Raw genomic sequence first — 22032 nt, 5'->3', positions numbered from 1 at the left:
TAAATGGTTTTTGTCCCTAAATAGAAATATAATTTAGTAGATTAATGATACGTAAGTATGAAAAGGTGGAGTTTTATTGGATATTTTATGGTGGGGATTAACGATCGTCTTATTTGCTTTAAGTTTTATAGGAATTGTCTATCCTATTATTCCCTCGGTTGTTGCCCTTTGGGGAGGATTTGCAGTTTATCAATTCCTCATTAATTCTGATGAGTTATCCTTATGGTTCTGGATCAGTATGGTTGTGTTGAGCGGTGTTTTAATCGCGGCCGACATTATCGCAAATAGTTATTTTGTTAAAAAGTATGGTGGATCGAAAACATCCGAGACAATAGCAGCTATTGCCACGATTGTTGGTTCATTTGTCTTACCTCCTTTTGGAATTATTCTTGTACCGTTTGTATCAGTCCTCGTTACGGAATTAATCATTCAAAAAGATATAATGAAGGCTACTAAAGTTGGGTTTGCAACTATCATCGGTTTTTTAGGCGGCAGTTTAGCCAAAGTATTAATTCAATTATTGATGATTGTTTGGTTTATTTTAGCGGTAATTTTTTAATTATTTGTCAACGGCCACAATAAGAAAAAGCTGACTTTCAACAGTCAGCTTTTTCTATTCAATTTAAGTTTAAGCCATTAGCTCTTGTTCCAAGTTTATCTTTTTGTATTTGCCTTCTTCTCTAAGAACTTCATTTTGGGTTAGTGTCCTTGGTAAAGTCTGAAGTATCGTATATTTGATTGTATGTATTCGTTGCTCATTTTTTTTATTATTTCCGTGACCATTAATTGAGTATTCTTTCCACCTTAGCAAACCCTCTTTTCCGAAGTCGGACAGTTTAGTTCACGGGATCAAATCCCACGCACCCGTACGTCCTAGCCTGGCTACTGATATAATATTCTTCAACTATCCTGCCCCGATCCATAAGAAAAAGAGCTGCCAAAGCAACTCTCTTATTGAAGTAAAGCACCTGTTAATTGAAGAAAGATCAAGTATTATCTAAAACTTAAACACTAAATATCACTGTTCCTAAAATCATATATACAAAAGGAAATATTAATAAAACCGAATTTACAATGATAGCACTAAGGGTCCAAATCTATGAGCATAACATTGACGGTTTCTGTTAATGCATCATATATAGCAAGAAATTGTTCTCGATTAAACTGCTTCAAGTTTGGTTGGATAAAAACATCGTAATTATGGTCTGCTGAATCGAAATGACTGCTATGAACAAATTGTTGGATGAGCAGGTCATAATACTTAGCTACGCAATCGTTCTCTGTAGCCTACTTCAACAATAATTCTCTTTCCTCTTTATCTAGTATATGTTGTTCATTAAAACCTTTCTTCAGAAGTATGTTCAGTCCAGTGTATTTCTTTAGACAAGTAATCGATATGCTATTCCATGTTTTCTCTTAAAAATTGAGCACGAACTTTGAACTTCATTTTCTAATTGTTTATTTATCAAGCTTTCTAAGACAACTCCTCTTTTTCTGGGTCTTGTCTTATTGGATATCAGTTTAATTTCTCACTCAAAAGTCAGCTCCAGAGAGATTCTCCAAGAAGGCTTCTTTTTCTTGTTTTAGTTTAAAGTCGGGTCTCCATTTTCTTAGAGTACATTAATTTATTAGCATTTTATCTAATTCACGAACTTTATCATATGACTCCAATAGTTGTTCAGGTATTAATGTTCTCCCATAATCCCAAGCATTCGTTTCTATTTCAGATTTTAGCTTTTCTTTTTCTTCTTCGTGACCATACATTAAAATCCTTAAATCATGTTTGTTTTTCTTAAAATCTAAATAATAACCAAGCATACGATAAAGAATAATTTTAACAAAGTCTTCCTCTGTCTCTTTAATTCTAATTTTCCCTTTATAACCGCTAACTTGAAGGTAATTGAATTTTATAGTATTGGTCGATACGTTATAACTCATAGGTGCACTTAGATTATTGTCAAATTCATAAATAATATCCAATTTGTGCTCATTTAATGTGTTATTAATTATCTTTTCGATATCGCTTATATAAAGCATTTAACTATCACTTCCCTTTTAAAGACTTACTTCATTATAGTGTTAGATTAAGTTATTCTTCCTTTATCAATATAATAAACTGTTGAGATATTAAAATCACACTGTTAAAAATAAAGGAAATATTTACTATATAATACTGAAGTGGAGTGTAAGTCCTACGAAAAGTGTGATTAATCCCCTAAAAGGAAAGAAATTTGCTTTTAATTACTCTTCCATACTTTCCTCCTACTATTTATTTCACTTTAAAACTTTCTATCATTGGTTGTAATTCTTCATGATATTGTTCTACCATCATATCAAGTGAAGGCATTGTATTATACTTTTCAAGCCAAGAAACGTAATGAAGTGCTACATTATACGCAAAATCAAAGTAGGGGACAGGTTCGTTGTAACCACTCTCTCTGTGAGCTGAAAATTTATCTCTGAAGTCTTTCATCGTTTGCCAATATTTTGCATAGTCTTTATGCGTCATGTTCAGAGCTTCCAAGAAGTATTCCCGTGCATAGTATTTGGTAGTAAAGGTAACCCAACACATTATAGTAAAGTGTATTTTACCGAAGAATATGATTATGTACCTTTTAAAGAAAAGCCAAAAAGATGGTATTCTTTTTAACCTCCATCTATAGCTGAATAAGCAAGAGGCTTAACCCACAGTTCTTTGAAATATTAATTATTTCAAATTATTGTCCTGTAATACGTTTTACTCCTTTTCTCTATCCGCCAGTAAATAAAACAAAACGAACTATAACTTTAAAAGCAAAAAAAGACCCAAACCCCTGTTATATCAAGGATTTGAGTCTTTGGTAGTTGATGACCTGTGAGGGATTCGAACCCACGACCCCTTCCTTGTCAAAGAAGTGCCTCAAGACATGATCCCTACCCAAGTTTTCACGGCAGTCGCTAAAATCAGTATGGCGAGTATGACTTGCAGGACTTTTACATTCATTTTTTTTCCGGCCATCACCCCAAGCGGGGATGCTATTAAACTAGCAATAATCATGATCAATGCCGGGTAGTAATCGACTTGTCCTGTTGAGATTTTTCCTACTGTTGCGCCAATCGATGAAATGAAAGTGATTGCTAGTGAAGATGCGATCGTCACTCTGGTTGGAATTCTTAAAACGATAAGCATGATGGGAACTAATAAAAAGCTCCCTCCGGCTCCAACAATACCAGCACCTATTCCAACGATCAAGGCTAGGATGGCCGCAAGCCATTTGTTAAAGGTCACTAATTCCAATGGAATGTCATCTATTCCTTTCTTCGGAATGAACATCATGACAGCCGCGATCAAAGCCAAAATGCCATAGACGATATTGACTCCATTTTCCGTCATCGATTGTGATCCTAAACTTCCGACCACGCTTCCGATTAAAACACTGATTCCCATATAGAGAATGAGCGTTTTATTTAAATGTCCGCTCTTACGATAGCTCCATACACCTCCGATGGAAGCAAATAAAACTTGTACGGCACTTATACCTGTCACATCATGGGCACTAAATGCTACTAGCCCGAAGAGTGGCGGGATAAACAGAAGCATTGGATAATTTATTATCGAGCCGCCGATGCCGAGCATTCCAGAAACGTACGAACCTATAAATCCAATCAAAAAGATGGTAATGATAAAAGTAATATCCATTTTAAGTGTCTCCTTTAAAAGAAGGGCACCCAAATAGGTCCCCTCTCCTTATCAGCCTTTTCTAATCCAAAATTTTAGTATATCATTTTCTACTGTCGTTTCCACTAGTTCGTGGCCGCCGGATTTTGACCAAGCCGCTAAGTCGGCTTTAGCTCCTTTATCCGTCACATGTATTTCCAGCACTTGCCCTGTTTGCAGATCATTCATCGCTTTTTTCGTTTTTACTATCGGCATTGGACAAGCAAGTCCCTTTGCATCTAACACTTTATCTGAATTCATATGACAACTCTCCTATTTTCTTGATTTCATGTTTTTATTAAGCTTAACGAACCGCACAACGATTTGGTCCGATCTCCATTTCGCGCTGTTTTTCAACATCAGGTTCGATTTTCCCCAAATTCGTTTCACGGATTTCTTGATAAGCGTTTGGTTGAGGTGGTAAATTACCTGTTACCAGCTCTCTGAATTCCGCTTCATCCTCAATGTTCAATCCATGATTTTCAACAAACAACGTTCCCAATTTTTTAGCGACACTTCCGTCTTCATTCAATTCAGCAATAATCATGAAATGTGATGGCAATACGATTAACTCATCTGATAATTCTCTATAGCGTGAATAAAGTGTTTCTCTCAAGTCCCCTACCCAATCTTCAGCCAATCCGGCTAAGTCCGGTCTGCCGATGGAATCGATGAATAAAATATCTCCAGAAAGCAAGTATTTACCATCGACCACAAATGATGTGGAACCAATGGTATGGCCTGGGGAGTATAATGAATGGATATCAATCGCTGTATGACCAATGGTTAGCACTTTGCCGCTTGCTAATGGCTGATATTCAAAAGTTACCTCCGTTGCATCTTTTGGCGGCAACCAGTATGTTGCATTCGTTCTTTCCGCTATTCGTCTTCCTCCTGAAATATGGTCCGCATGTAGGTGTGTATCAAGAACATGTATGATTTTCACTCCGATACGATCGGCAAAATCAATGTAGGCATCAATCATCCTTGTTGAGTCAATAACGGCTGCTTCACCATTGGATATGACCATGTAAGACAAACAGCCTTTACCAAGCCGGACAAATTGATAGATTTCGCCGCCATCAGTCAAATCACCGATTTTCACTGGTTCCAAATGCTCGCTCCATGCTTTCATTCCGCCCTTTAAATATGAAACGTCCAGTCCTGCTTCAGATAACATCTCGGCCACCATAACAGATGAACCTTCTTTTGCACATACAACCAAGATTTCTTTATTGGTCGGAATTTGATCGATGATTTCTTCCACGCCATCCAGTAAATTAAAGTAAGGGACATTACGGAATATAAAATTCTCCCCTTCAATTTTCCAATCGGTAAAATCATTTTCATTTCGAACATCTAAAATGAATAAGTCCGTTTTATTGATTACTTTCTTTGATACTTCCGCGGCAGTCATTGAATTAAATGTCACCCTGCATACCCCCTGTAGTATTTTAAAATCCAAATTTTTTTCTATTCATTCACTGATATTTGTGTTGGACCGTTCCACTGGCTCATGCCAGGTACAACATTGATCACCTGTACAAAGCCTGTTGCCGTTAGTTTTCGTGCAGCAAGATCACTCCGGCTGCCAGTACGGCAAATGACAAATATCTCGGACTTTTTATCAAGCTCTCCCATACGTTGTTCCAATTCACCCATTGGAAAGGATTTAGCTGTTGGAATATGAGTAAAAGCATACTCTGCTGCTTCTCGAACATCCAAGATGATCGTGTTTTGATTTTCTTCGATTTTTTGAAGAAGTTCTTCATTTGAAATGACATTTTCATGCTGCTTCTCTTCTTGTTCTTCTCCACCTGCTTTCCGAAGATAATGTTTCAAAACAGAAGCTTCTTCAACTGTACCCAAATATTGATGACCTGTACTTTCTGCCCACGCTTTCATATCGGCGGTTGATCCTTTATCAGTCGCTTGAACTTCCAGCACTTCCCCTGCTTCCAGACCGTTCATGGCCTTTTTCGTTTTTACGATTGGCATTGGACAAGCTAAACCTTTGGCATCCAAAACGGAATTTGTCTTAATCATGTTATATCCTCCTTGTTTTTGAATAGGACTGGGGGTATTTTTGGATTTAAAAATTATTCTGTTGGACCTTCCCATTCATTCATTCCGCCCATCATGTTCATCACTTTATACCCATGTTCCTCAAGTAACTGGGCTGCTTTTGAACTTCTGCCCCCTGAACGGCAGACCATGATATATTCCTTTGATTTATCTAGATCCTGCATTTTAAATTCCATTAATCCCAATGGGATATGCATTGCATTCGGTATTTTCCCTGCCTTAACTTCATCTACCTCACGCACATCAATAATATGGATTGGGGTGTTTCCCTTCATTAATGCATGCACTTCATTCGGTAAAATTTCTTTCATGATTTTGTGATCCTCCTTTTTAATCGCGCCATGAACTCATGCCGCCTTTTACGTTGGTGACTTCTTTAAATCCGAGTTTTTTCAATGTCTTACTTGCACTGCTGCTCCTCATTCCACTTTGGCAAATTACAACCACTTCTTTATCTTTTGATAGTTCTTGTGCCCTCTTGTTAAGTTCATTTAAAGGAATATTTTTAAAGCCTCTAATGTGGTTGCCCCTATATTCATTAGGAGTGCGGACATCAATGAATTGCTTACTCCCTTTGTTATTCAACTCAGCTTTTAACTCGGTTGCAGTTATATTGCTTATACCCTTTGCCGGGAAAAAACGCTGATATAAAAACCAAACGATTACACCTAGTATGAAGATATTCACTATAGTTCCCATCTTGCTTCATCCCACCCTAACTTATATTTAAATAAATAAGTTTACATTTCCATCTTCTGCTTCCGCTAAATAAGCTGCGACACCTGCATACTCAATTCCATCCAATAATTCCTCTTGTTGCAAGCCCAATAAATCCATCGTCATTGTACAGGCAATCAGTTTCACTTCTTGTTCTTGAGCCAACTCGATTAAATTTGGCAGTGACATGGCGTTATGTTTTTTCATCACATGTTTGATCATTTTAGGTCCCATTCCAGCAAAGTTCATGTTGGATAGACCCATTTTATCAGAACCGCGTGGCATCATTTTTGCAAACATTTTTTCTAAAAATCCTTTTTTTAATGGTAGAGGCTCATCTTTCCTTAAGGCATTCAATCCCCAGAATGTATGGAAGATCGTCACTTCATGGTCATAAGCTGCCGCACCATTAGCAATGATATAAGCAGCCATTGCCTTATCATAATCACCACTAAATAAGATGATCGTTGTTTTTTTCTTTTCAGTCATATATGTTTTCCCTCCTGAATGGTTACCCATACGCCTCTATATACCGAGTGGGGTATATTTCATTTTAAAAAAATATTCTCTTCACATACTTTCCAAGACGGAATTAGTTACCGTAGCTTTATAACGTTTGCTTTCACATTCTTCAGATTCGGCCCATCTTTTACCTACTTTTAATGAGTAACTCAACGGCCTCCTTGACAAGATGTTCAGTGCCTTCGCCTTTCTCGATGCTTTCCCGAACGCATTGTTCAAGGTTGCTACTTACGATAACACCCATGGTCCTATCAATCGCACTACGTGCAGCAGACAACTGAGTGATGATTTCCCTGCAATCTTTTCCCTCTTCCATCATTCCAAGAACTCCCTTGATTTGTCCTTCCATTCGCTTCAATCGATTTATGACACTTTGATCATATTCCATATGCTGCCCTCCCATCTATTTACAAACACAATCACTGATCTCATAACTTGTTACCTTAATTCCTTTTCTCATTAAGAAACGCAGCCCCAAGTTCACTTCCAATTTATCTGAAGCAATTACATGAATGTTTTCATGTGGGATTTCTTCATTAAAACGCTTCAAATAGGCATAAGGGATATTCAAAACTTCTTTATCGCCTTGATCCCGTTTATGATTATAAGCCCTTATATCAATAATATAGAATCCTGTCTTTCATCCTTTTGACAAGGAATGTTCTTGACAGGTACATACCGTTTATACATAAATCGAACCAAAATAACGATAAATATTATAAACAATGAAAAAATCGCATCCACCACCTGTATCAATTCTAGAATTGTGAGCTTTATTCGTGAACTTGGGCATTTTACTCGTGAATTTGGGCATTTTACTCGTGAATTTGGGCATTTTACTCGTGAGTTGGCCACTTTACCCGTGAGTTTGAGCACTACTCGTGAACTTGGGCATTTCACTCGTGAATTTGAGCACTTTACTCGTGAGTTTGAGCATTTTACTTGTGAATTTGGGCATTTTACCCGTGAGTTTGAGCACTTTACTCGTGAATTTGAGCACTTTACTCGTGAGTTTGAGCACTTTACTCGTGAGTTTGAGTACTTTACTCGTGAATTTGAGCACTTTACTCGTGAGTTTGAGCACTACTCGTGAGTTTGAGTACTTTACTCGTGAGTTTGAGCACTTTACTCGTGAGTTGTGTTCATGAGTTCACTTTATACCTATGGGGGTATATTGTCAAGGCGTTTATTCTCACTTTTTATAAAAAGAAAAAGCCACCTAGTTTACGGCAGCTTCACTCTTTAATTCTTCAATTTTTTCAGCACGATAAGAGTTGTGGATAAAACCAGATGTTTTATGCCCCAATATCAACTATTGGTACGTATAGTAGATAGCACTTGAATAAGGGTTAACTCATCGATGTTATTTACAATAAGTCATTCAGCATGGCAAAACCAACCCGCAAAAAGTCCAGTAGAATAAAATCGGGTTATATTCGTAAAGCCAGCTTCTTCCGTGCGTATTTTTTTGCATTTGAACCGGAATTTCTCAATCAATAAAAAATACTTACCTTTATAATTGTTGCAGTATAATCGTCATTGTAATTGGATAACTTAATATGTAAATTGTTGCTTGAATGATCCATGTTTAAGATTACTAAGTCACCTTGCTCTAAAACAATAGTCTCTTTTTCATCTATACTCATTCTACTTTTTCCTTTGACACAATAAAAGGCGTCGGATCTTTTCGTAGTTTCCCTAATATCCAACACTTCAGTATGGATTCCTTGATTCATATGAATCGTGCTAAGGTCTCCTTCGCACCCTTCTGCTAACATCAAATTAAAGTCCGTAACCCTTCCAATACTTCGGGTTGTCCAGCCGCCATCAAACCGATCCTGTTCAAATGGCTTTAAATACACATGGTGCTTTCCTTCATGTTGCAGTGACATTTCACCATCAAGGCTCATGATGATTCTCTGAATGCCTGGAAGGTGGGTAAATGCGGATTCTTCTACCTCAATATCTGCGGTGCTTATCCGCCATTTGAAGTCACGCTTCGAGTAATCTCCATCTTCAGGATAAATAGCAAGTTGAGTTGTTTTACCACCTGACCAAAGACTAGTTATTTGTTCACTTTTTCTTATTACTTTTAGTAAATAGGACAATTATTTTCTCCCCTTTTATTATTACATTATTTCAGTTCAATTCAATTTCCACCAGAGTTTAGATCGAAATTGGTGTAATGTCAATAGGTTGGATACGGTAAACAGAGAGGCATAACAGAGGTTAGGTCCACTGGTCTCTGAATATCGTAGTAAACATTCACACGGGGGCTACATTTTCGAGTGGTGAATGTCCTCGCTTCTGGTTGTAAAAATATTGAATATACTCCAAAATCGCTTGCTTCACTTTCGGCATCTATCCATTTTTACTGTGAAACGACACAATACACACATTTTCAAAACCGTTGCAGAGGTGGATCATACCTCCTTGAAATTGAAGGGTTACGTTGTATTAAGAATCAGACAGAAAAACCATTGTGAATTACCTATGGAAAATTTTTAATTGGAATAAAAAAATCAATACCGAATTTTCTTGGTATAACAACCAAGATATTCGGTATTAACACTGTATTTTATTTTGACCATTTCGGGCTTTTGCACCAAACCACTTTTTTCATACCTTAATAACCCCGATAAACAAAGGCTAGTATTTATGAAATTCATTCCATAAATACTAGTGAAGAACAAATTATCATTTAAATAGATTAATACTTATAATGATAATTGGCATGGCAAAAACATCAATAAGAAATGCACCCACAATTGGAACGATTAAATACGCTTTACTTGAAGGTCCATATTTAGCGGTAATCGTTGACATATTGGCCATAGCATTTGGTGTAGCCCCTATACCGTGTCCGATAAACCCACCAACCATAACAGCCGCATCGTAGTTTTTGCCAAGGAAACGAAACATTATGAATATACTTAAAAGTATAATGAATATTACTTGTATCACCACAATTAAAATAATAGGTAAAGCAAGGTCAGCAACTTCCCATAGTTTTATACTCATTAAAGCCATTGATAAGAAAATCCCTAAAGTAATATCTCCAATAAAATTTATACTAGGCATTTCGATAATTTTTCCATTTATTTTATCTAAAATATTCCGAACTATTACAGCCACGATCATTGCTCCAACATAATTCGGTAAAACGTAACCTGTCTTCGCCGAAAATAACTCTCCTAAATATGAACCTAAAGCCATACAAAATGTTAGTATCAATACTTGTTTCATGAATGAAGCTACATTTATTTCTATTTTGTCTTCCATTTCTTTCTTTTCTTGAATTTCAATATCTTCTTTGCTTGGTGTTAATTTGTGTTTATTAATTAGGTACTTTACAGTGGGACCTCCAACTAATCCACCAAATACTAACCCTAAAGTAGCTGCTGCTATTCCAATTGCTTGGGCAGATTGAATTCCTAGCGATTCAATGGTTCCACCAAAAGCTGTAGCTGCACCAATACCCCCTTCCATTGAAATTGCTCCTGCCATCATACCAATCAACGGATCAATGCCGAAAACGGGCGCTAAAGAAATGCCAATTAAATTTTGAGCAAAGGCCAAAAACCCACATAATAACCAATATATTAATAATATTTTACCGCCTACTTTTACTAATTGAAAACTAGCACCTAATCCGACGGTGGTGAAAAATGTCAACATGAACAATCCCTGTAGTGTTGTATCCAATGAAATCGTTACGTTTAGAAAGGTTTTAAGACTTGTAGCGACTATTGCAAAAAGTAATCCTCCAACAACAGGAGCAGGGATACAAAAATGTTTAAATAATTTTACTTTCTTAACGATAATCCCACCTAGTGCTAAAAGCATTATCGCTAAAAAAATAGTTATTGTTTGATTAATCTCGATGGTCATATTATTATCTCCTGTCTACGCACATGAATACTTCATTTATTAGGTTTGCAGCTAGTTTTACAGTGCGATTATCATAATCTAATGATGGATTTACTTCACAGATATCAAATGAAATAGTTTTCTCATGTGAAATGATTTTGCGAATTAATTGTCTAACCATTTTTCCAGAGAGACCAAAGGAGGAAGGTGCACTAACACCAGGTGCTTCAGAAGCGCTGATAACATCCATACAAAGTGTTAATATAATAACATCATTTTGATTCATAAAATTTAGAATTTTCTCTTCGTTTTCATGAGAAATCTCGTTAACTAATTCTTCTTCCAATATCCAAGAACAACCAAGTGAAGTTGCAGTGTTAAATAATTTTTTTGTATTTCCATAACGTTGAATACCAATCGGCAAATAACTAGCATGATGATCATGATCTAATATTTGTTTAAACATCGTTCCAGAAGAGGTGATTTCCTCATAAGATCGTAAGTCAAAATGAGCATCAATGTTAAGAATGCCTATTTTAACATTGGGTCCAACACTCGACCTAATTCCAAGATAATGACCATAAAAGGTTTCATGTCCGCCCCCAAAAATAATAGGAAACATATTTTTGGTTAATATTTTTTCTACGTGACTTCCTAATTCAGCTTGTGCTGCTTCTAACTGTTGATTTTCACAAATGATATTTCCGAAATCAACTAGACCATCTGCTGATTGGCCGTGCCAAGATAAAGAAGATAAGGATTTACGTATTTCATTGGGAGCTTCTTTGCTTCCAAGTCTTCCTTTATTCCTCCGTACTCCTTCTTCAGAAGAGAACCCTATTATTCCACATGTATTTTTTGTTGATGTTATTTGATGATCCTTAACTATTTGATGAATTCTAAATTCATCTTTATCTATTAAACTATCTGTTCTGCCTTTCCATAAATCCATACTTGGTAACGCATACATTTATTTTTCCTCCCCATAAATAAAAATACTTCATATTTGCAATCGCCAATCAATTTCGGGCTGTACTATTTTAAAAGATCTGGTGCAATGGCTTGTCCTTTTTGCTTTCGTTAAACGTGGATAGGCTATTGACTTTTACGACCTGATGCCCTTTTGCACCCCCGCTTTCGCTGCACTGTAACCCCCAGTCCAGCAATGTATCCCATTATGATGTATATCTATATTCCCTCCAGTCTGTCTAATGGTTTTACTATATTTTTAATTAAGCAAGTTTCATGCCAGGTTCATCTCCATAAGAACAGTGGGAAATTAAGATATTTTCAAAATAAAAAGCAGGCGAAAATTGCCGCTCGGCAATTTCCGCCTACTTTTCTTCCCGATATTTCTTCAACTTGTCTCGCAATGTCCTCTCCCCGATGCCAATTGTTTGGGCTGTCCTCCTTTGATGACCGTTAAAAGCGGCAAGATTATGAAGAATCACTCTTTTTTCGATTTCTTCAAGCGGTTCGCCGACATAAACTGGGATTAAGGTGTTACCAAAAAATGCGCGCGAGCTTTTTTGGATATCGGAGGGTAAATCAGCTTTCTGTATATAAGACTCATTCGTAAGCGCAATGGCTCTTTCAATCAAATTCTGCAATTCACGAATATTTCCTGGGAAGTCATATTGCTGTAAAAGCTGCAACGCTTCATGGGAAATTCCTTCTACAGGTTTTCCCATTCGATCACCGATTTTTGCAATGAAAAATTCCAACAACAAAGGAATGTCTTCTTTTCGTTCACGTAAAGACGGAAGGTGAATCGGAATCACATTCAATCTGTAATATAAATCTTCACGAAATCGATTTTCTTTTACTTCTTTAACCAAGTCTCTGTTTGTCGCAGCAATAATACGGACATCGATGCTGACTTCTTCTACCCCTCCAACGGGCATTACCTTTCTCTCTTGTAGAACACGCAAAATTTTCCCCTGCAGCGCCAAATCCATCTCACCGATTTCGTCAAGAAAGATTGTTCCTCCTTCCGCCAACACAAAAAGTCCATATTTCCGCTGGGACGCACCTGTAAATGCGCCCTTTTCGTATCCAAATAATTCTGATTCCAACAGGTGAGTCGGAATGGCCGCACAATTAATAGCCTGAAACTTTTTGTTTCTGCGCTTGCTTTGATTATGGATTGTTCTGGCGACGACTTCTTTACCGGTTCCACTTTCCCCTTCTATGAGAATGTTAGAATCGATATCCTTCACTTTATCGATTAAGGAGAATATATTGCGCATTGCTAAACTTTCACCTATAAGGCCATTCACACCTGCCACCTTCTCCAATTCTTCATTCAGCCATTTCACTTTGGATTGAAGCGTATATACTTCTTCTGCTTTTTGCATCAGCACTTCCAATTCATCAATATGAAGTGGCTTTGTCGCATATGTAAATGCTCCCTTACGCATGGCTTCTACGGAAGATGGAATGGTACCGTATGCTGTCATCATAATGACAACCGTCGAGGGGGAGAGGCGTTTGATTTCTTCTAACACTTCCATCCCATTGTATCCCCCGATTTTTAAATCCAGCAAAACGATGGCGATTTCAGCTCTTTCTAGAAGAGGGAGCGCTTCGCGTGGGTCTGTAAACGAATAAACGTGATACTGGTCTTCCAATGCAAACGTAAGTGACTGACAAATGGTTGGCTCATCATCAATAATCATGATATGGTGCATCGTATTCACCCTTTCTGTTTTAATGCTGTAAACAAATGGTCACTACAGTTCCCTTTCCTTCTTCACTTCTTGTCTCAATAGTACCATCGTTTTCTTTGACAAGTTTATACGAAATTGAAAGCCCAAGCCCGACCCCGTTTGGTTTTCTGGTGTAAAACGGTTCAAAGATCTTATCAATGTCTTCTTCCGAAATGCCGATTCCTTCATCCTCGATTTCAACGACAGTGAATATGTCCCGATAATATGTCCGAAATATAAGGGTTCCCCCTTGATTGGACGCTTGAATGGCATTGAGAATGACGTTCACCAGCACTTGTTTGATCTGCTGTGTATCTGCAGTTGTCAGAATGTCACCAGCGAACTCATGAACAATACGCATGTTTTTTTCTTTGATTTTCGGCTTAAGCAATAGCTCTATCCCTTTCATGGTCTCATTCACAGAAAAAGTGACAGGCTCTGATTTTTTAGGGCGAGAATAATCGAGCAAATCGTTAATTAATGTATTAAGTCGGGTAATTTCACTTGTAACCTGTTCGGAAAAGAACGTACGGAAATCTGCGCTTGCAAATTTTTTCGGCAGCAATTGGGTATAGGTAAGGATGGACATTAACGGGTTTCGTATTTCATGAGCGATACCTGCCACGAGTTGTCCCAATGAACGCAATCGGTCATCCTGAGCCACTTTTCTCTCAAGCTGTTTTTGTTCCGTAATATCGAAAAAGTTCAACACCGCACCTACACTTTCTCCCCCAATAGTCTGAATTGGATACACGCTGTAAGTAATATGCCTTTTTTTGCTCGCAAACTGAGACCACACCGTTTCCTTTTGTAAGAAGACCCTCTTTTTCTCTAACGCAGCTCTAATCTCCTTTTCTGGGATGAAAGAGACAATGGGCAGATCCTGAAAAGGTTTTCTAACAACACTGCTATCCAACTCCAAATATTCCATGGCCCTAACATTAATCATTGATACAAGACCTTGCTGATTCAGTGTAATAAGCGAACTGTAGGCACTGTTTAATACTTGTTGCTGAAAATGGATATTTTCCTCAAGGAGCAGCATCTTCTCTTCCAAGTCTTTATTCACGTACTCAATTTGCTCGGTTCGCTTAGCGACTTCTCGTTTAAGACTGAGATTCCACCATAAGATGAGAGTAATCACAATGAAGGTTAGAAAAAGACCAATTTCCAAATACAACATGGTTTTGCGTAATCGTTGAGTATTCGGCAGGATATACTCCCCGAACCACTTTTTCTCTATCTTTTCATACGTTCCATCTTTCTTGATTTGAGAAATTCCCTGATCGAATAATTTCAGCAAATCTTTGTTTTTCGGCATCACAGCTACAGCATAATTTGTGGTGTCAAGTGACTCACCGACAATCTTAATAAGTGATTGCTGCTCATTTTTCTGTAGAAAATATTGACCCGTAATCCGATTTCCAATGAAAGCATCCACTTTTCCGTCGATCAACGACTGAACGGCTTCTTGTTGATTGTTCGTTTCCACCAATTGCAAACGATCGACTTTGCTTAATAAACCGCGTGCAACATCACCTTTTTGTACGGCTACTTTCCGGCCTTTTAGATCTTCGATTTTTCGGATATACATGTTATCTTTCAACACAAAAATTCCTTGTGAACTTGTGAAATACGGATCAGAAAAATCATAAATCTCTTCACGTTCCTGATTGTACTTCATACCTTGAATCGCATCCACTCTTCCCGAGCGCATAGCTTGTACTGCCTCGTTCCACGGCATAGGATAGTATTCGAATCTAATGCCAGTCTCGATAGAAATGGCGTTCATGATATCCACATTAAAACCAGTATAAACGCCCGAATCGCTCAAGTATTCGAAAGGTGGAAAGTTATTATCCCCTGCAACCCGTATCACTTTTTGGGCTTCCGAACTCACTGCTAAAGGAAAGAAACAGCCAAAAAAGAAAAGGAAGACGGTTATAACGGCACAGATAATATGTAATTTTCGCATCGCCTCACCCCTTTTTTCTATACATACAGTTTCGTATCATAAATGTGTATATATACCATGTACAAAGACTCTATTATGATAACTTTTTAAAGTATATAAGAAAAGCTTAAGTGTATCTAATAACCCTTGATCCAAATCACTTCATACGAAGCTTGGATAAAGGAAATTAAAAAATGGTAGCAAATCTAATTAATATTAATTTTTTGATTGGTAAATGGATTGTAGATAATGTTCAATTAATCGTGGGAATAGGAGGGAGAATCCCTTATTTTTTTGTTTAAGGAAATGTATGTTCGTAAACGTTCGCATACTCTTTTCTCACATGAATGAACGTTGAAACTGACTTTTTTGCATCATTATTTTGATGTTAAGGGGTTCCATCACATTTAATCTCAATCTATGACTCAAAATTTTTGGAATAGCAGTCTTTACTTAGTTTTTTTCGCCAGCCATTCTATTTCTAGTAGTTGGGTTGGCAGATTGGCCGCAGACTCTACCTTTGTCATAGCATTTCCAGTACTTCATGCTTGTGTTCAAAAAAGACATGCTCCTTTTTTTAGGAATCATGCCTTTATGTAAGGAAAATAGATATTGAAACAAGGAACTACCCTATGCGTTTCTTTCAACTCTATTCTAACTCAAATTATATGTTTGACTGTGTATAGTATATTTATTGATTTTTTCCAAACTTGGTTCATAGCCAATTCCGGGCAATTCTGGAACCATGATCATTCCGTTGTCTACCGTAACTTCAGGTTCAATAATATCTTCTGCCCAGTAGAGGGAGGAAGCTGCGGTATCCCCAGGAAGGGTAAAGTTTGGCAGGGAAGTGATGGCAATATTATGCGCTCTTCCTATTCCTGATTCCAGCATCCCCCCACACCATAGTGGAATTTCATGTTTAAGACATAAATCATGAATTTTCTTAGCTTCAGTCAAGCCCCCGACTCGGCCAATCTTAATATTAATAATTTTACAACTTCCTAATTTAATAGCTTTTCTAGCATCTTCCAATGAGTGAATGCTTTCATCCAGGCAAATAGGTGTTTTTAACCTTGACTGTAAATCTGCATGGTCAATGATATCGTTATAGGCAAGCGGTTGTTCAATCATCATTAAATTAAAATCATCCAAGGCGGATAACCGGTCTATATCTTGTAAGGTATAAGCTGAATTTGCATCTGCCATTAGAGGAATTTCAGGATATACTTTTCGGACCTTGTCTATTAATTCAACATCCCAGCCCGGTTTGATTTTAAGTTTAAACCGTTTATAGCCTTCTCCGAGACAAGTTTCAATCATATCCAGAGTCGAATCAATCGAGTCCTTTATTCCAATGCTCACCCCCACTTCAATTTTCTTTTTTATTCCACCTAACGCACTCGCAAGAGAAGCATTTTGCTTTTTCGCATATAGATCCCAAACTGCACCCTCTATAGCAGCTTTTGCCATGTAATTGCCGCGAATATGCTTGAAATATTTTTCAGAGATTTCATCAGGATGCTGGATTTCGTTTTTTAGGATTATTGGAATTAAATAATCTTCGAGTATATGCCAGTTTGTTTTTAAAGTCTCTTCATTATAAAGAGGGTCGAGCATCGCAACAGATTCTGCCCATCCGGAAATGCCGTCATCGCTTTGGGCTTCTACAAGGATAAAATCCCTATCGTATTCCGTCCCAAAGCTAGTTGTAAAAGGTTCAAGCAAATCAAGCTTCAGATGCCTTAAAATAACTTGTTTAATTTTCACTGGGAGATCTCCTTTGTTGATAAAACTGTTGTCCTACCATTTTTTTATTACAGGCAAACAGCATCCTGATATTACTTTATAAAAACTCTTACAGGATTATTTCCTTGAGAGCACATAAAATTGAATGGGAATTTCCGTCATGGGATTCTTTATAAAATCTATTACCTGCCATCCTTGCTGAAATAAATCGGTAAAAATGTCCCTGGTTTTCATTCGCCATTCATTGGCCGCTTGAATATTTGTGTCTCGTATTGTTCGGAAATCTTTTGGAATGGCCACAAAAGCTATATCACATTCTTGTTCAGGCAGCGGAAGAGTGACAGTAGGAACCGGCAAGCCCTTTTCAATGGTATCCCATTGAATCAGCGAGTTCTCTATCATATAGTCCTGCGCGATTCCCCGTCCTCTAGAATCCGTTGTCTCCTTCTTGCCAATATGCCATTCGACAAGAAAGCGGTCAGAAGGAATTCCACTGTTTAATAGATCTTCCATTTCACCATAGCAGTTTGGGATATATGTAGAACAGACCCCACCAAGCTTGCCTATATTTAAATACCCATTAATACTTTCTAAGGGATCGTATGTCCAGGTAATAAGGGAATAGCCGAGCTTTATCGCTTCTTCACGTTGTGCTAGTTTTAGCTTCTCCCCTATTCCTTTGTTGCGAAATTGCCCATCTATGCCTAGAATATGTGAACAAAGATAGGCTGATTTACCATTGAAACCCGGAAAGCTGTATTGAAATCCAATCAGCTGATCCTCGCAATAAGCTCCTAAAACCAAACCACCGTTTTTCACTGCTGTTATAGTTTGGTGTGAGGGGATTGAATCAGTATCCCCCCAAATGTTAGATTCTAGCTTTCTTACGTCCTCAAGTTCTTCCATTCGATGAAGGGAACGAATTACAATTTCCTGTGTTTTCGTCATGGTCAACCTCCTAAGAAAATCCTAAGCGCCTTGATTGCCAACAACCATAAGCTGGTCAAGTTAGTTAAACGGCTGTTCGCTTGTCGGGCTAGGCACTTTACCCCTTATTTAATATAAAATGTCGGACTTCCCTATCTTTTTGACAAAGAAATCATTCCTGATTACTGAAATCAGCTTCTTGCAATGGAATCATTTTTGTTCTCTTTACGATTTTATAGCCTAGAAAAGCCAGGAGAAATAAAGGAAGCCCGATATAAGAAATTAATATTCCATACCAGTCAATCTCAGGGCCGAAAAAAGCAGAGTAATTTTGTCCCAGGATAGCCGTAGCACATAAAATTGTGGCTAATATCGGACCGAATGGATACCATTTTGATACATAAGGCAAATCTTTCAAATCTCTTCCTTGTGCAATAAACGCCTTCCGGAAACGAAAATGTGTAATCGAAATTCCTAACCAGGATATAAAGCCGGATAATCCTGCAGCATTTAATAACCAGGTATAAATAGTGCCTTCACCGAAAAGAGAGGTTAGAAAAGCTGCCATCCCAACGATGGTAGAAAAATACACAGCGTTCACTGGAATGCCGCCTGCATTCACTTTTTTTAGAAACGAAGGGGCTTTTCCTTCTTTCGCCAGCACCCAAAGGACACGAGAAGCTCCGTACATGGCGGAATTGCCTGCTGAAAGAACAGAAGTAAGAATGACCACATTCATAACGGAGGCAGCGATGGCAAGCCCTGCGTTTTGAAAAACTAGAGTGAAGGGACTTACCGCAATATCTTCAATATCCGAGCTTAACAAACGCGGATCGTTATAGCTGATTAAAAATCCAATCACAATGATCGCTAATACATAAAACAAGAGGAGTCTCCAGAAGATTTGCTTAATAGCCTTGGGAATATTTTTTCTCGGGTTTTCACTCTCCCCGGCTGCAATTCCTACTAACTCGGTGCCTTGAAAAGCAAATCCAACCACCATAAAGACACTAATAATGGATAAAAAGCCACCATTAAACGGCGCTTCCCCTTTGGTGAAATTTTCAAAACCTACAGCATGACCGCCCATTATTCCAAAAATCATTAATAATCCTACTGCAATAAAAATGATAATCGTCAAAACCTTGATAATGGCAAACCAGAATTCTGATTCTCCATACCCTTTTACCGATAAAATATTCAGGCCAAATATGATCGCAAGAAATAATGCGCTCCAAATGATGCCCGGGACAGAAGGCAGCCAAAATTTCATAATCAGGGAGGAAGCTGCTAATTCCAGTGCGACTACTATTGCATTGTTATACCAATAGTTCCATCCGATCGCAAATCCCAAAGCCGGATCGACAAACCTTGATGTATAGGTGCTAAATGAGCCTGTAATAGGAATAAAGGCGGCCATTTCCGCTAAGCTTGTCATCAGAAAGAAAACCATGATCCCGGCAATTATATACGCAGCTATAGCTCCTCCAGGCCCCGCAGTATTTATGATGGAACCGCTCGCTAAAAATAGTCCCGTTCCAATGGTTCCGCCGATTGCAATCATGGAAAGATGCCTTGGTTTGAGCTTGCGCTCCAGTTGTTTTCCATCAGAAGCTGCTTGGACATCTGTTTGTGATGCGAGTGCGGTATTTTTCATGAAACACCTCTTCATTAGATTTTTATAGTGAAAAATTCTCTTCTTCCGCCGCCAGTATTACTGTGTTAATTAATATTTTCGTTCCATAAATAAGGGCTTGTAAATTAAATTTCATATCGGGATGGTGCAGACCAGGAGTTAAATCGCAGCCTAATCCAATCATTGTTGCTGTTATATCAGGATTTTGGGCTGTATAAAAATGAAAATCCTCTCCACCTTGAGAAACACAAACTGGAACGACATTTTCCGTCCCAATGATATCTCCTATTGCGATTTCAGCCAGCTTTATGGCTTTTTCATGCATGGTCGCTGCTGGGACAAATTCTTCCGCAGACCAGGAGATGGATGTACCAGTTTGCACCATTGTCTGGTCAATAGCTTCCTTTGTTAAGCTATTTAGTTCATTCATTACATCATTTGACTGAGCTCTGGCGTCAATTGCAAAGACAGCAGTTTCCGGGATGACGTTTGATGCTTTGTTGTTTGTTTGAATTTGAGTCATTTTGACGGAATACGGAATTTCGGTTTCCAGGTTAAGCTGCTGTATTTTTTGGACAAGCAAAGCTGCTGCCTCAATTGCATTTATTCCATCTTGCGGACGGGATGCATGGGCCTGAATCCCTTTGATTGTTCCCCTTATTGTTACGGCGGAGCCATGGACAATGACGGGGGAAGCTTTCATATAAGGAACCTCCGTACTGGGTCTTACATGTACCCCGAATAAGTATGTAACATTCTCCAATACGCCATCATTGATCATTTGAAGAGCGCCTTCTCCTTTTTCTTCAGCAGGCTGAAATATAAAACGGAGAGTGTGTTTAGGCCGCATTCCGCTGGAGGCAATGGCCAACGCTGTATATAGAACCATTGTGCTATGTGCATCGTGTCCACATGAATGATTGGCCTTTACCACTCCATCTACCTCCTGAACAAGCGCATCCATATCAGCCCTCAATGCCACAACCTTTGTTGAGTGGCCTGGAATCTCAGCGATGATTCCATAATGGCTGTGAAATGTTTTCAGGGTTAAGCCCGCTTTTTTAAGACATTTTACTATGTAGTCAGACGTTCGTTCCTCCTGCCAGCTTGGCTCAGCCAATGAGTGAAGGTCAAGGTAGGACTTTATCAATAATTCTTGATGCTGTTCAATATATTGAATCGGGTTCATGATGATTCACCTCCTTTACATGAATGTTAACGTGATTAAAAAATCATTCATTAAACACTTCATAGTTTGAATATAGCCTTTCTAATTTTTGCTGATGGGTATGAATCCTTTTTGCGTCTTTTTCATGGATGCCTGCAATAACCAAGTCCAATAAGCTAATAACGGAAGCAATCGAATTGGTTCCTGTTTCTGCATTTTCTTCAGTTGTCAGGGCAATATCAGAGATACGGCCAACAGGTGACAGGAGGCGGTCTGTAACCACGATTAAACAAACCCCATGTTCTTTTGCGCACTCTGCAACTTTTAATATTTCATTCGCATATCTTGGAAAGGAAAAAACTACTATTACAGACTTGTTAGTGAGATTACAAAACTTTTCATAGAAGTCACCTGTTGGTGAACATAAACTTACATTTTCCCTTAATGAACTTAACGTATAGGAGAACCAATAAGCGGCGGCATGGGAAATCCGATGCCCTGCAATTAATATTTGATCAGCCTGTATCAGGACATCGACTGCCTTCCATATATCCTGAACATTCGTATGATCTAATAGATGTCTTAAAATATGAACTTCGTTTTCTATCACTTTGGTAAATGGATCTTGCATGTCATCAATAGGGAGAATGGTATCCCCATCAGGTATGTCAAGTTGATTTTGATGCAGGAGCTGTTTTTGAATTCTGTCCTGCATTTTACTAAACCCTTCAAATCCTAATGAATAGGAAAACCGAATGACCGTCGTTTCACTAACCTCTGCTTTCCGCCCAATTTGAAACGCCGTTTTAAAGGCGGCTTCATCCAAATTTTCTATCAAGTAGGCGGCAACTTTTTTTTGACCTGCCGATAAATGGTCGAATTTTTCCTTTACTAATAATTTAAAAGGAAGATGTTCCAAAATATAACCCCTCTCTGATGAATTAAATACTTCTTTATAAGAAAATGGTGAAGGTAATCCTTCTTTAATTTATACACTAT

23 protein-coding genes and 1 tRNA gene are annotated in these 22032 nt (G+C 38.1%); 2 read left to right on the top strand and 22 right to left on the bottom strand.

Annotated elements, in window-relative coordinates; all coding sequences use genetic code 11:
- Positions 1-76: 76 nt before the first annotated feature.
- Positions 77-559 (top strand): DUF456 domain-containing protein, encoded by a 483-nt coding sequence (locus ACFWE9_RS19150; protein WP_230156570.1) that lies wholly within the window; start codon positions 77-79, stop codon positions 557-559.
- 1061 nt (positions 560-1620) lie between these two features.
- Here ACFWE9_RS19150 and ACFWE9_RS19145 read toward each other — a convergent pair.
- From ACFWE9_RS19145 to ACFWE9_RS19095, 11 genes are all read right to left on the bottom strand, one after another.
- Positions 1621-2037, bottom strand: a complete 417-nt coding sequence (locus ACFWE9_RS19145; RefSeq protein ID WP_230156571.1) for a hypothetical protein — start codon at positions 2035-2037, stop codon at positions 1621-1623.
- Positions 2038-2269: 232 nt separating this feature from the next.
- Positions 2270-2509, bottom strand: a complete 240-nt coding sequence (locus ACFWE9_RS19140; protein WP_230156573.1) for a hypothetical protein — start codon at positions 2507-2509, stop codon at positions 2270-2272.
- 339 nt (positions 2510-2848) lie between these two features.
- Positions 2849-2936, bottom strand: a tRNA-Val gene (locus tag ACFWE9_RS19135).
- The gene (locus ACFWE9_RS19130; RefSeq protein WP_230156579.1) at positions 2900-3679 is read right to left on the bottom strand and encodes a sulfite exporter TauE/SafE family protein; all 780 of its coding nucleotides are present in this window, start codon (positions 3677-3679) and stop codon (positions 2900-2902) included. Before ACFWE9_RS19130 ends, ACFWE9_RS19135 begins: the two co-directional genes overlap by 37 nt.
- A 51-nt stretch (positions 3680-3730) precedes the next feature.
- The gene (locus ACFWE9_RS19125; protein WP_230156581.1) at positions 3731-3958 is read right to left on the bottom strand and encodes a sulfurtransferase TusA family protein; all 228 of its coding nucleotides are present in this window, start codon (positions 3956-3958) and stop codon (positions 3731-3733) included.
- A gap of 43 nt (positions 3959-4001) precedes the next feature.
- Positions 4002-5129 carry an MBL fold metallo-hydrolase gene (locus ACFWE9_RS19120; protein ID WP_230156583.1) on the bottom strand — a complete coding sequence of 376 codons (1128 nt, stop codon included), beginning with the start codon at positions 5127-5129 and terminating at the stop codon, positions 4002-4004.
- Positions 5130-5170: 41 nt separating this feature from the next.
- Positions 5171-5743 carry a sulfurtransferase TusA family protein gene (locus tag ACFWE9_RS19115; protein WP_230156585.1) on the bottom strand — a complete coding sequence of 191 codons (573 nt, stop codon included), beginning with the start codon at positions 5741-5743 and terminating at the stop codon, positions 5171-5173.
- 53 nt (positions 5744-5796) lie between these two features.
- Positions 5797-6093, bottom strand: coding sequence for a rhodanese-like domain-containing protein (locus ACFWE9_RS19110; protein WP_230156587.1), 297 nt, complete (start codon positions 6091-6093; stop codon positions 5797-5799).
- Positions 6094-6112: 19 nt separating this feature from the next.
- Positions 6113-6481, bottom strand: a complete 369-nt coding sequence (locus ACFWE9_RS19105) for a rhodanese-like domain-containing protein (RefSeq protein WP_230156590.1) — start codon at positions 6479-6481, stop codon at positions 6113-6115.
- A 27-nt stretch (positions 6482-6508) separates the two neighbouring features.
- Complete coding sequence (locus tag ACFWE9_RS19100) at positions 6509-6988, bottom strand: DsrE/DsrF/DrsH-like family protein (protein ID WP_230156592.1); 480 nt, start codon at positions 6986-6988, stop codon at positions 6509-6511.
- 160 nt (positions 6989-7148) lie between these two features.
- Positions 7149-7409 (bottom strand): metal-sensitive transcriptional regulator, encoded by a 261-nt coding sequence (locus ACFWE9_RS19095; protein WP_230156594.1) that lies wholly within the window; start codon positions 7407-7409, stop codon positions 7149-7151.
- Between the two features lie 276 nt (positions 7410-7685).
- Here ACFWE9_RS19095 and ACFWE9_RS19090 point away from each other — a divergent pair, with 276 nt between their 5' ends.
- Complete coding sequence (locus ACFWE9_RS19090) at positions 7686-8114, top strand: hypothetical protein (protein ID WP_377358201.1); 429 nt, start codon at positions 7686-7688, stop codon at positions 8112-8114.
- Positions 8115-8514: 400 nt separating this feature from the next.
- On the opposite strand, the gene ACFWE9_RS19085 is transcribed toward ACFWE9_RS19090, so the two are convergent.
- From ACFWE9_RS19085 to ACFWE9_RS19035, 11 genes are all read right to left on the bottom strand, one after another.
- Entirely contained in the window at positions 8515-9129 is a 615-nt protein-coding gene (locus tag ACFWE9_RS19085) for a HutD/Ves family protein (protein WP_230156599.1), read from the bottom strand.
- 157 nt (positions 9130-9286) lie between these two features.
- Complete coding sequence (locus ACFWE9_RS19080; RefSeq protein ID WP_377358199.1) at positions 9287-9382, bottom strand: IS3 family transposase; 96 nt, start codon at positions 9380-9382, stop codon at positions 9287-9289.
- Between the two features lie 336 nt (positions 9383-9718).
- A complete protein-coding gene (gene gltS, locus ACFWE9_RS19075; protein ID WP_230156601.1) occupies positions 9719-10912 on the bottom strand; it encodes a sodium/glutamate symporter in 1194 nt (397 codons plus the stop codon).
- 4 nt (positions 10913-10916) lie between these two features.
- A complete protein-coding gene (gene hutG, locus ACFWE9_RS19070; protein ID WP_377358197.1) occupies positions 10917-11861 on the bottom strand; it encodes a formimidoylglutamase in 945 nt (314 codons plus the stop codon).
- Between the two features lie 364 nt (positions 11862-12225).
- Positions 12226-13581: a sigma-54-dependent transcriptional regulator gene (locus ACFWE9_RS19065; RefSeq protein ID WP_377358195.1), complete on the bottom strand. Its 1356-nt coding sequence runs from the start codon at positions 13579-13581 to the stop codon at positions 12226-12228.
- 19 nt (positions 13582-13600) lie between these two features.
- On the bottom strand, positions 13601-15574 hold the full coding sequence (locus ACFWE9_RS19060) for a transporter substrate-binding domain-containing protein (protein ID WP_377358193.1): 1974 nt from the start codon (positions 15572-15574) through the stop codon (positions 13601-13603).
- Positions 15575-16207: 633 nt separating this feature from the next.
- Positions 16208-17323, bottom strand: coding sequence for an o-succinylbenzoate synthase (gene menC, locus ACFWE9_RS19055; RefSeq protein WP_230156608.1), 1116 nt, complete (start codon positions 17321-17323; stop codon positions 16208-16210).
- 96 nt (positions 17324-17419) lie between these two features.
- Positions 17420-18250 (bottom strand): GNAT family N-acetyltransferase, encoded by an 831-nt coding sequence (locus ACFWE9_RS19050; protein ID WP_230156609.1) that lies wholly within the window; start codon positions 18248-18250, stop codon positions 17420-17422.
- 151 nt (positions 18251-18401) lie between these two features.
- The gene (locus ACFWE9_RS19045) at positions 18402-19886 is read right to left on the bottom strand and encodes an amino acid permease (RefSeq protein WP_290370535.1); all 1485 of its coding nucleotides are present in this window, start codon (positions 19884-19886) and stop codon (positions 18402-18404) included.
- Between the two features lie 22 nt (positions 19887-19908).
- Positions 19909-21054, bottom strand: a complete 1146-nt coding sequence (locus tag ACFWE9_RS19040) for an amidohydrolase (RefSeq protein WP_230156610.1) — start codon at positions 21052-21054, stop codon at positions 19909-19911.
- Positions 21055-21097: 43 nt separating this feature from the next.
- Complete coding sequence (locus tag ACFWE9_RS19035) at positions 21098-21952, bottom strand: MurR/RpiR family transcriptional regulator (protein ID WP_230156611.1); 855 nt, start codon at positions 21950-21952, stop codon at positions 21098-21100.
- Positions 21953-22032: the final 80 nt, after the last annotated feature.

Origin of the sequence: Peribacillus sp. NPDC060253 (genome assembly GCF_042727425.1) — a bacterium.
Classification (GTDB): domain Bacteria; phylum Bacillota; class Bacilli; order Bacillales; family DSM-1321; genus Peribacillus.
The sequence above is the reverse complement of the archived record's forward strand: the minus strand, read 5'-3'. Positions and strand labels throughout refer to the sequence as shown.

Bases quoted from the DNA above. Each gene is read 5' to 3' on its own strand.
- ACFWE9_RS19060 (WP_377358193.1), bottom strand. From the start codon at position 15,574: ATGCGAAAATTACATATTATCTGTGCCGTTATAACCGTCTTCCTTTTC.
- ACFWE9_RS19045 (WP_290370535.1), bottom strand. From the start codon at position 19,886: ATGAAAAATACCGCACTCGCATCACAAACAGATGTCCAAGCAGCTTCT.
- ACFWE9_RS19125 (WP_230156581.1), bottom strand. From the start codon at position 3,958: ATGAATTCAGATAAAGTGTTAGATGCAAAGGGACTTGCTTGTCCAATG.
- ACFWE9_RS19100 (WP_230156592.1), bottom strand. From the start codon at position 6,988: ATGACTGAAAAGAAAAAAACAACGATCATCTTATTTAGTGGTGATTAT.
- ACFWE9_RS19140 (WP_230156573.1), bottom strand. From the start codon at position 2,509: ATGACGCATAAAGACTATGCAAAATATTGGCAAACGATGAAAGACTTC.
- ACFWE9_RS19110 (WP_230156587.1), bottom strand. From the start codon at position 6,093: ATGAAAGAAATTTTACCGAATGAAGTGCATGCATTAATGAAGGGAAAC.
- ACFWE9_RS19095 (WP_230156594.1), bottom strand. From the start codon at position 7,409: ATGGAATATGATCAAAGTGTCATAAATCGATTGAAGCGAATGGAAGGA.
- ACFWE9_RS19065 (WP_377358195.1), bottom strand. From the start codon at position 13,581: ATGCACCATATCATGATTATTGATGATGAGCCAACCATTTGTCAGTCA.
- ACFWE9_RS19130 (WP_230156579.1), bottom strand. From the start codon at position 3,679: ATGGATATTACTTTTATCATTACCATCTTTTTGATTGGATTTATAGGT.
- ACFWE9_RS19105 (WP_230156590.1), bottom strand. From the start codon at position 6,481: ATGGGAACTATAGTGAATATCTTCATACTAGGTGTAATCGTTTGGTTT.
- hutG (WP_377358197.1), bottom strand. From the start codon at position 11,861: ATGTATGCGTTACCAAGTATGGATTTATGGAAAGGCAGAACAGATAGT.
- ACFWE9_RS19050 (WP_230156609.1), bottom strand. From the start codon at position 18,250: ATGACGAAAACACAGGAAATTGTAATTCGTTCCCTTCATCGAATGGAA.
- ACFWE9_RS19115 (WP_230156585.1), bottom strand. From the start codon at position 5,743: ATGATTAAGACAAATTCCGTTTTGGATGCCAAAGGTTTAGCTTGTCCA.
- ACFWE9_RS19080 (WP_377358199.1), bottom strand. From the start codon at position 9,382: ATGCCGAAAGTGAAGCAAGCGATTTTGGAGTATATTCAATATTTTTAC.
- ACFWE9_RS19040 (WP_230156610.1), bottom strand. From the start codon at position 21,054: ATGAACCCGATTCAATATATTGAACAGCATCAAGAATTATTGATAAAG.
- ACFWE9_RS19145 (WP_230156571.1), bottom strand. From the start codon at position 2,037: ATGCTTTATATAAGCGATATCGAAAAGATAATTAATAACACATTAAAT.
- gltS (WP_230156601.1), bottom strand. From the start codon at position 10,912: ATGACCATCGAGATTAATCAAACAATAACTATTTTTTTAGCGATAATG.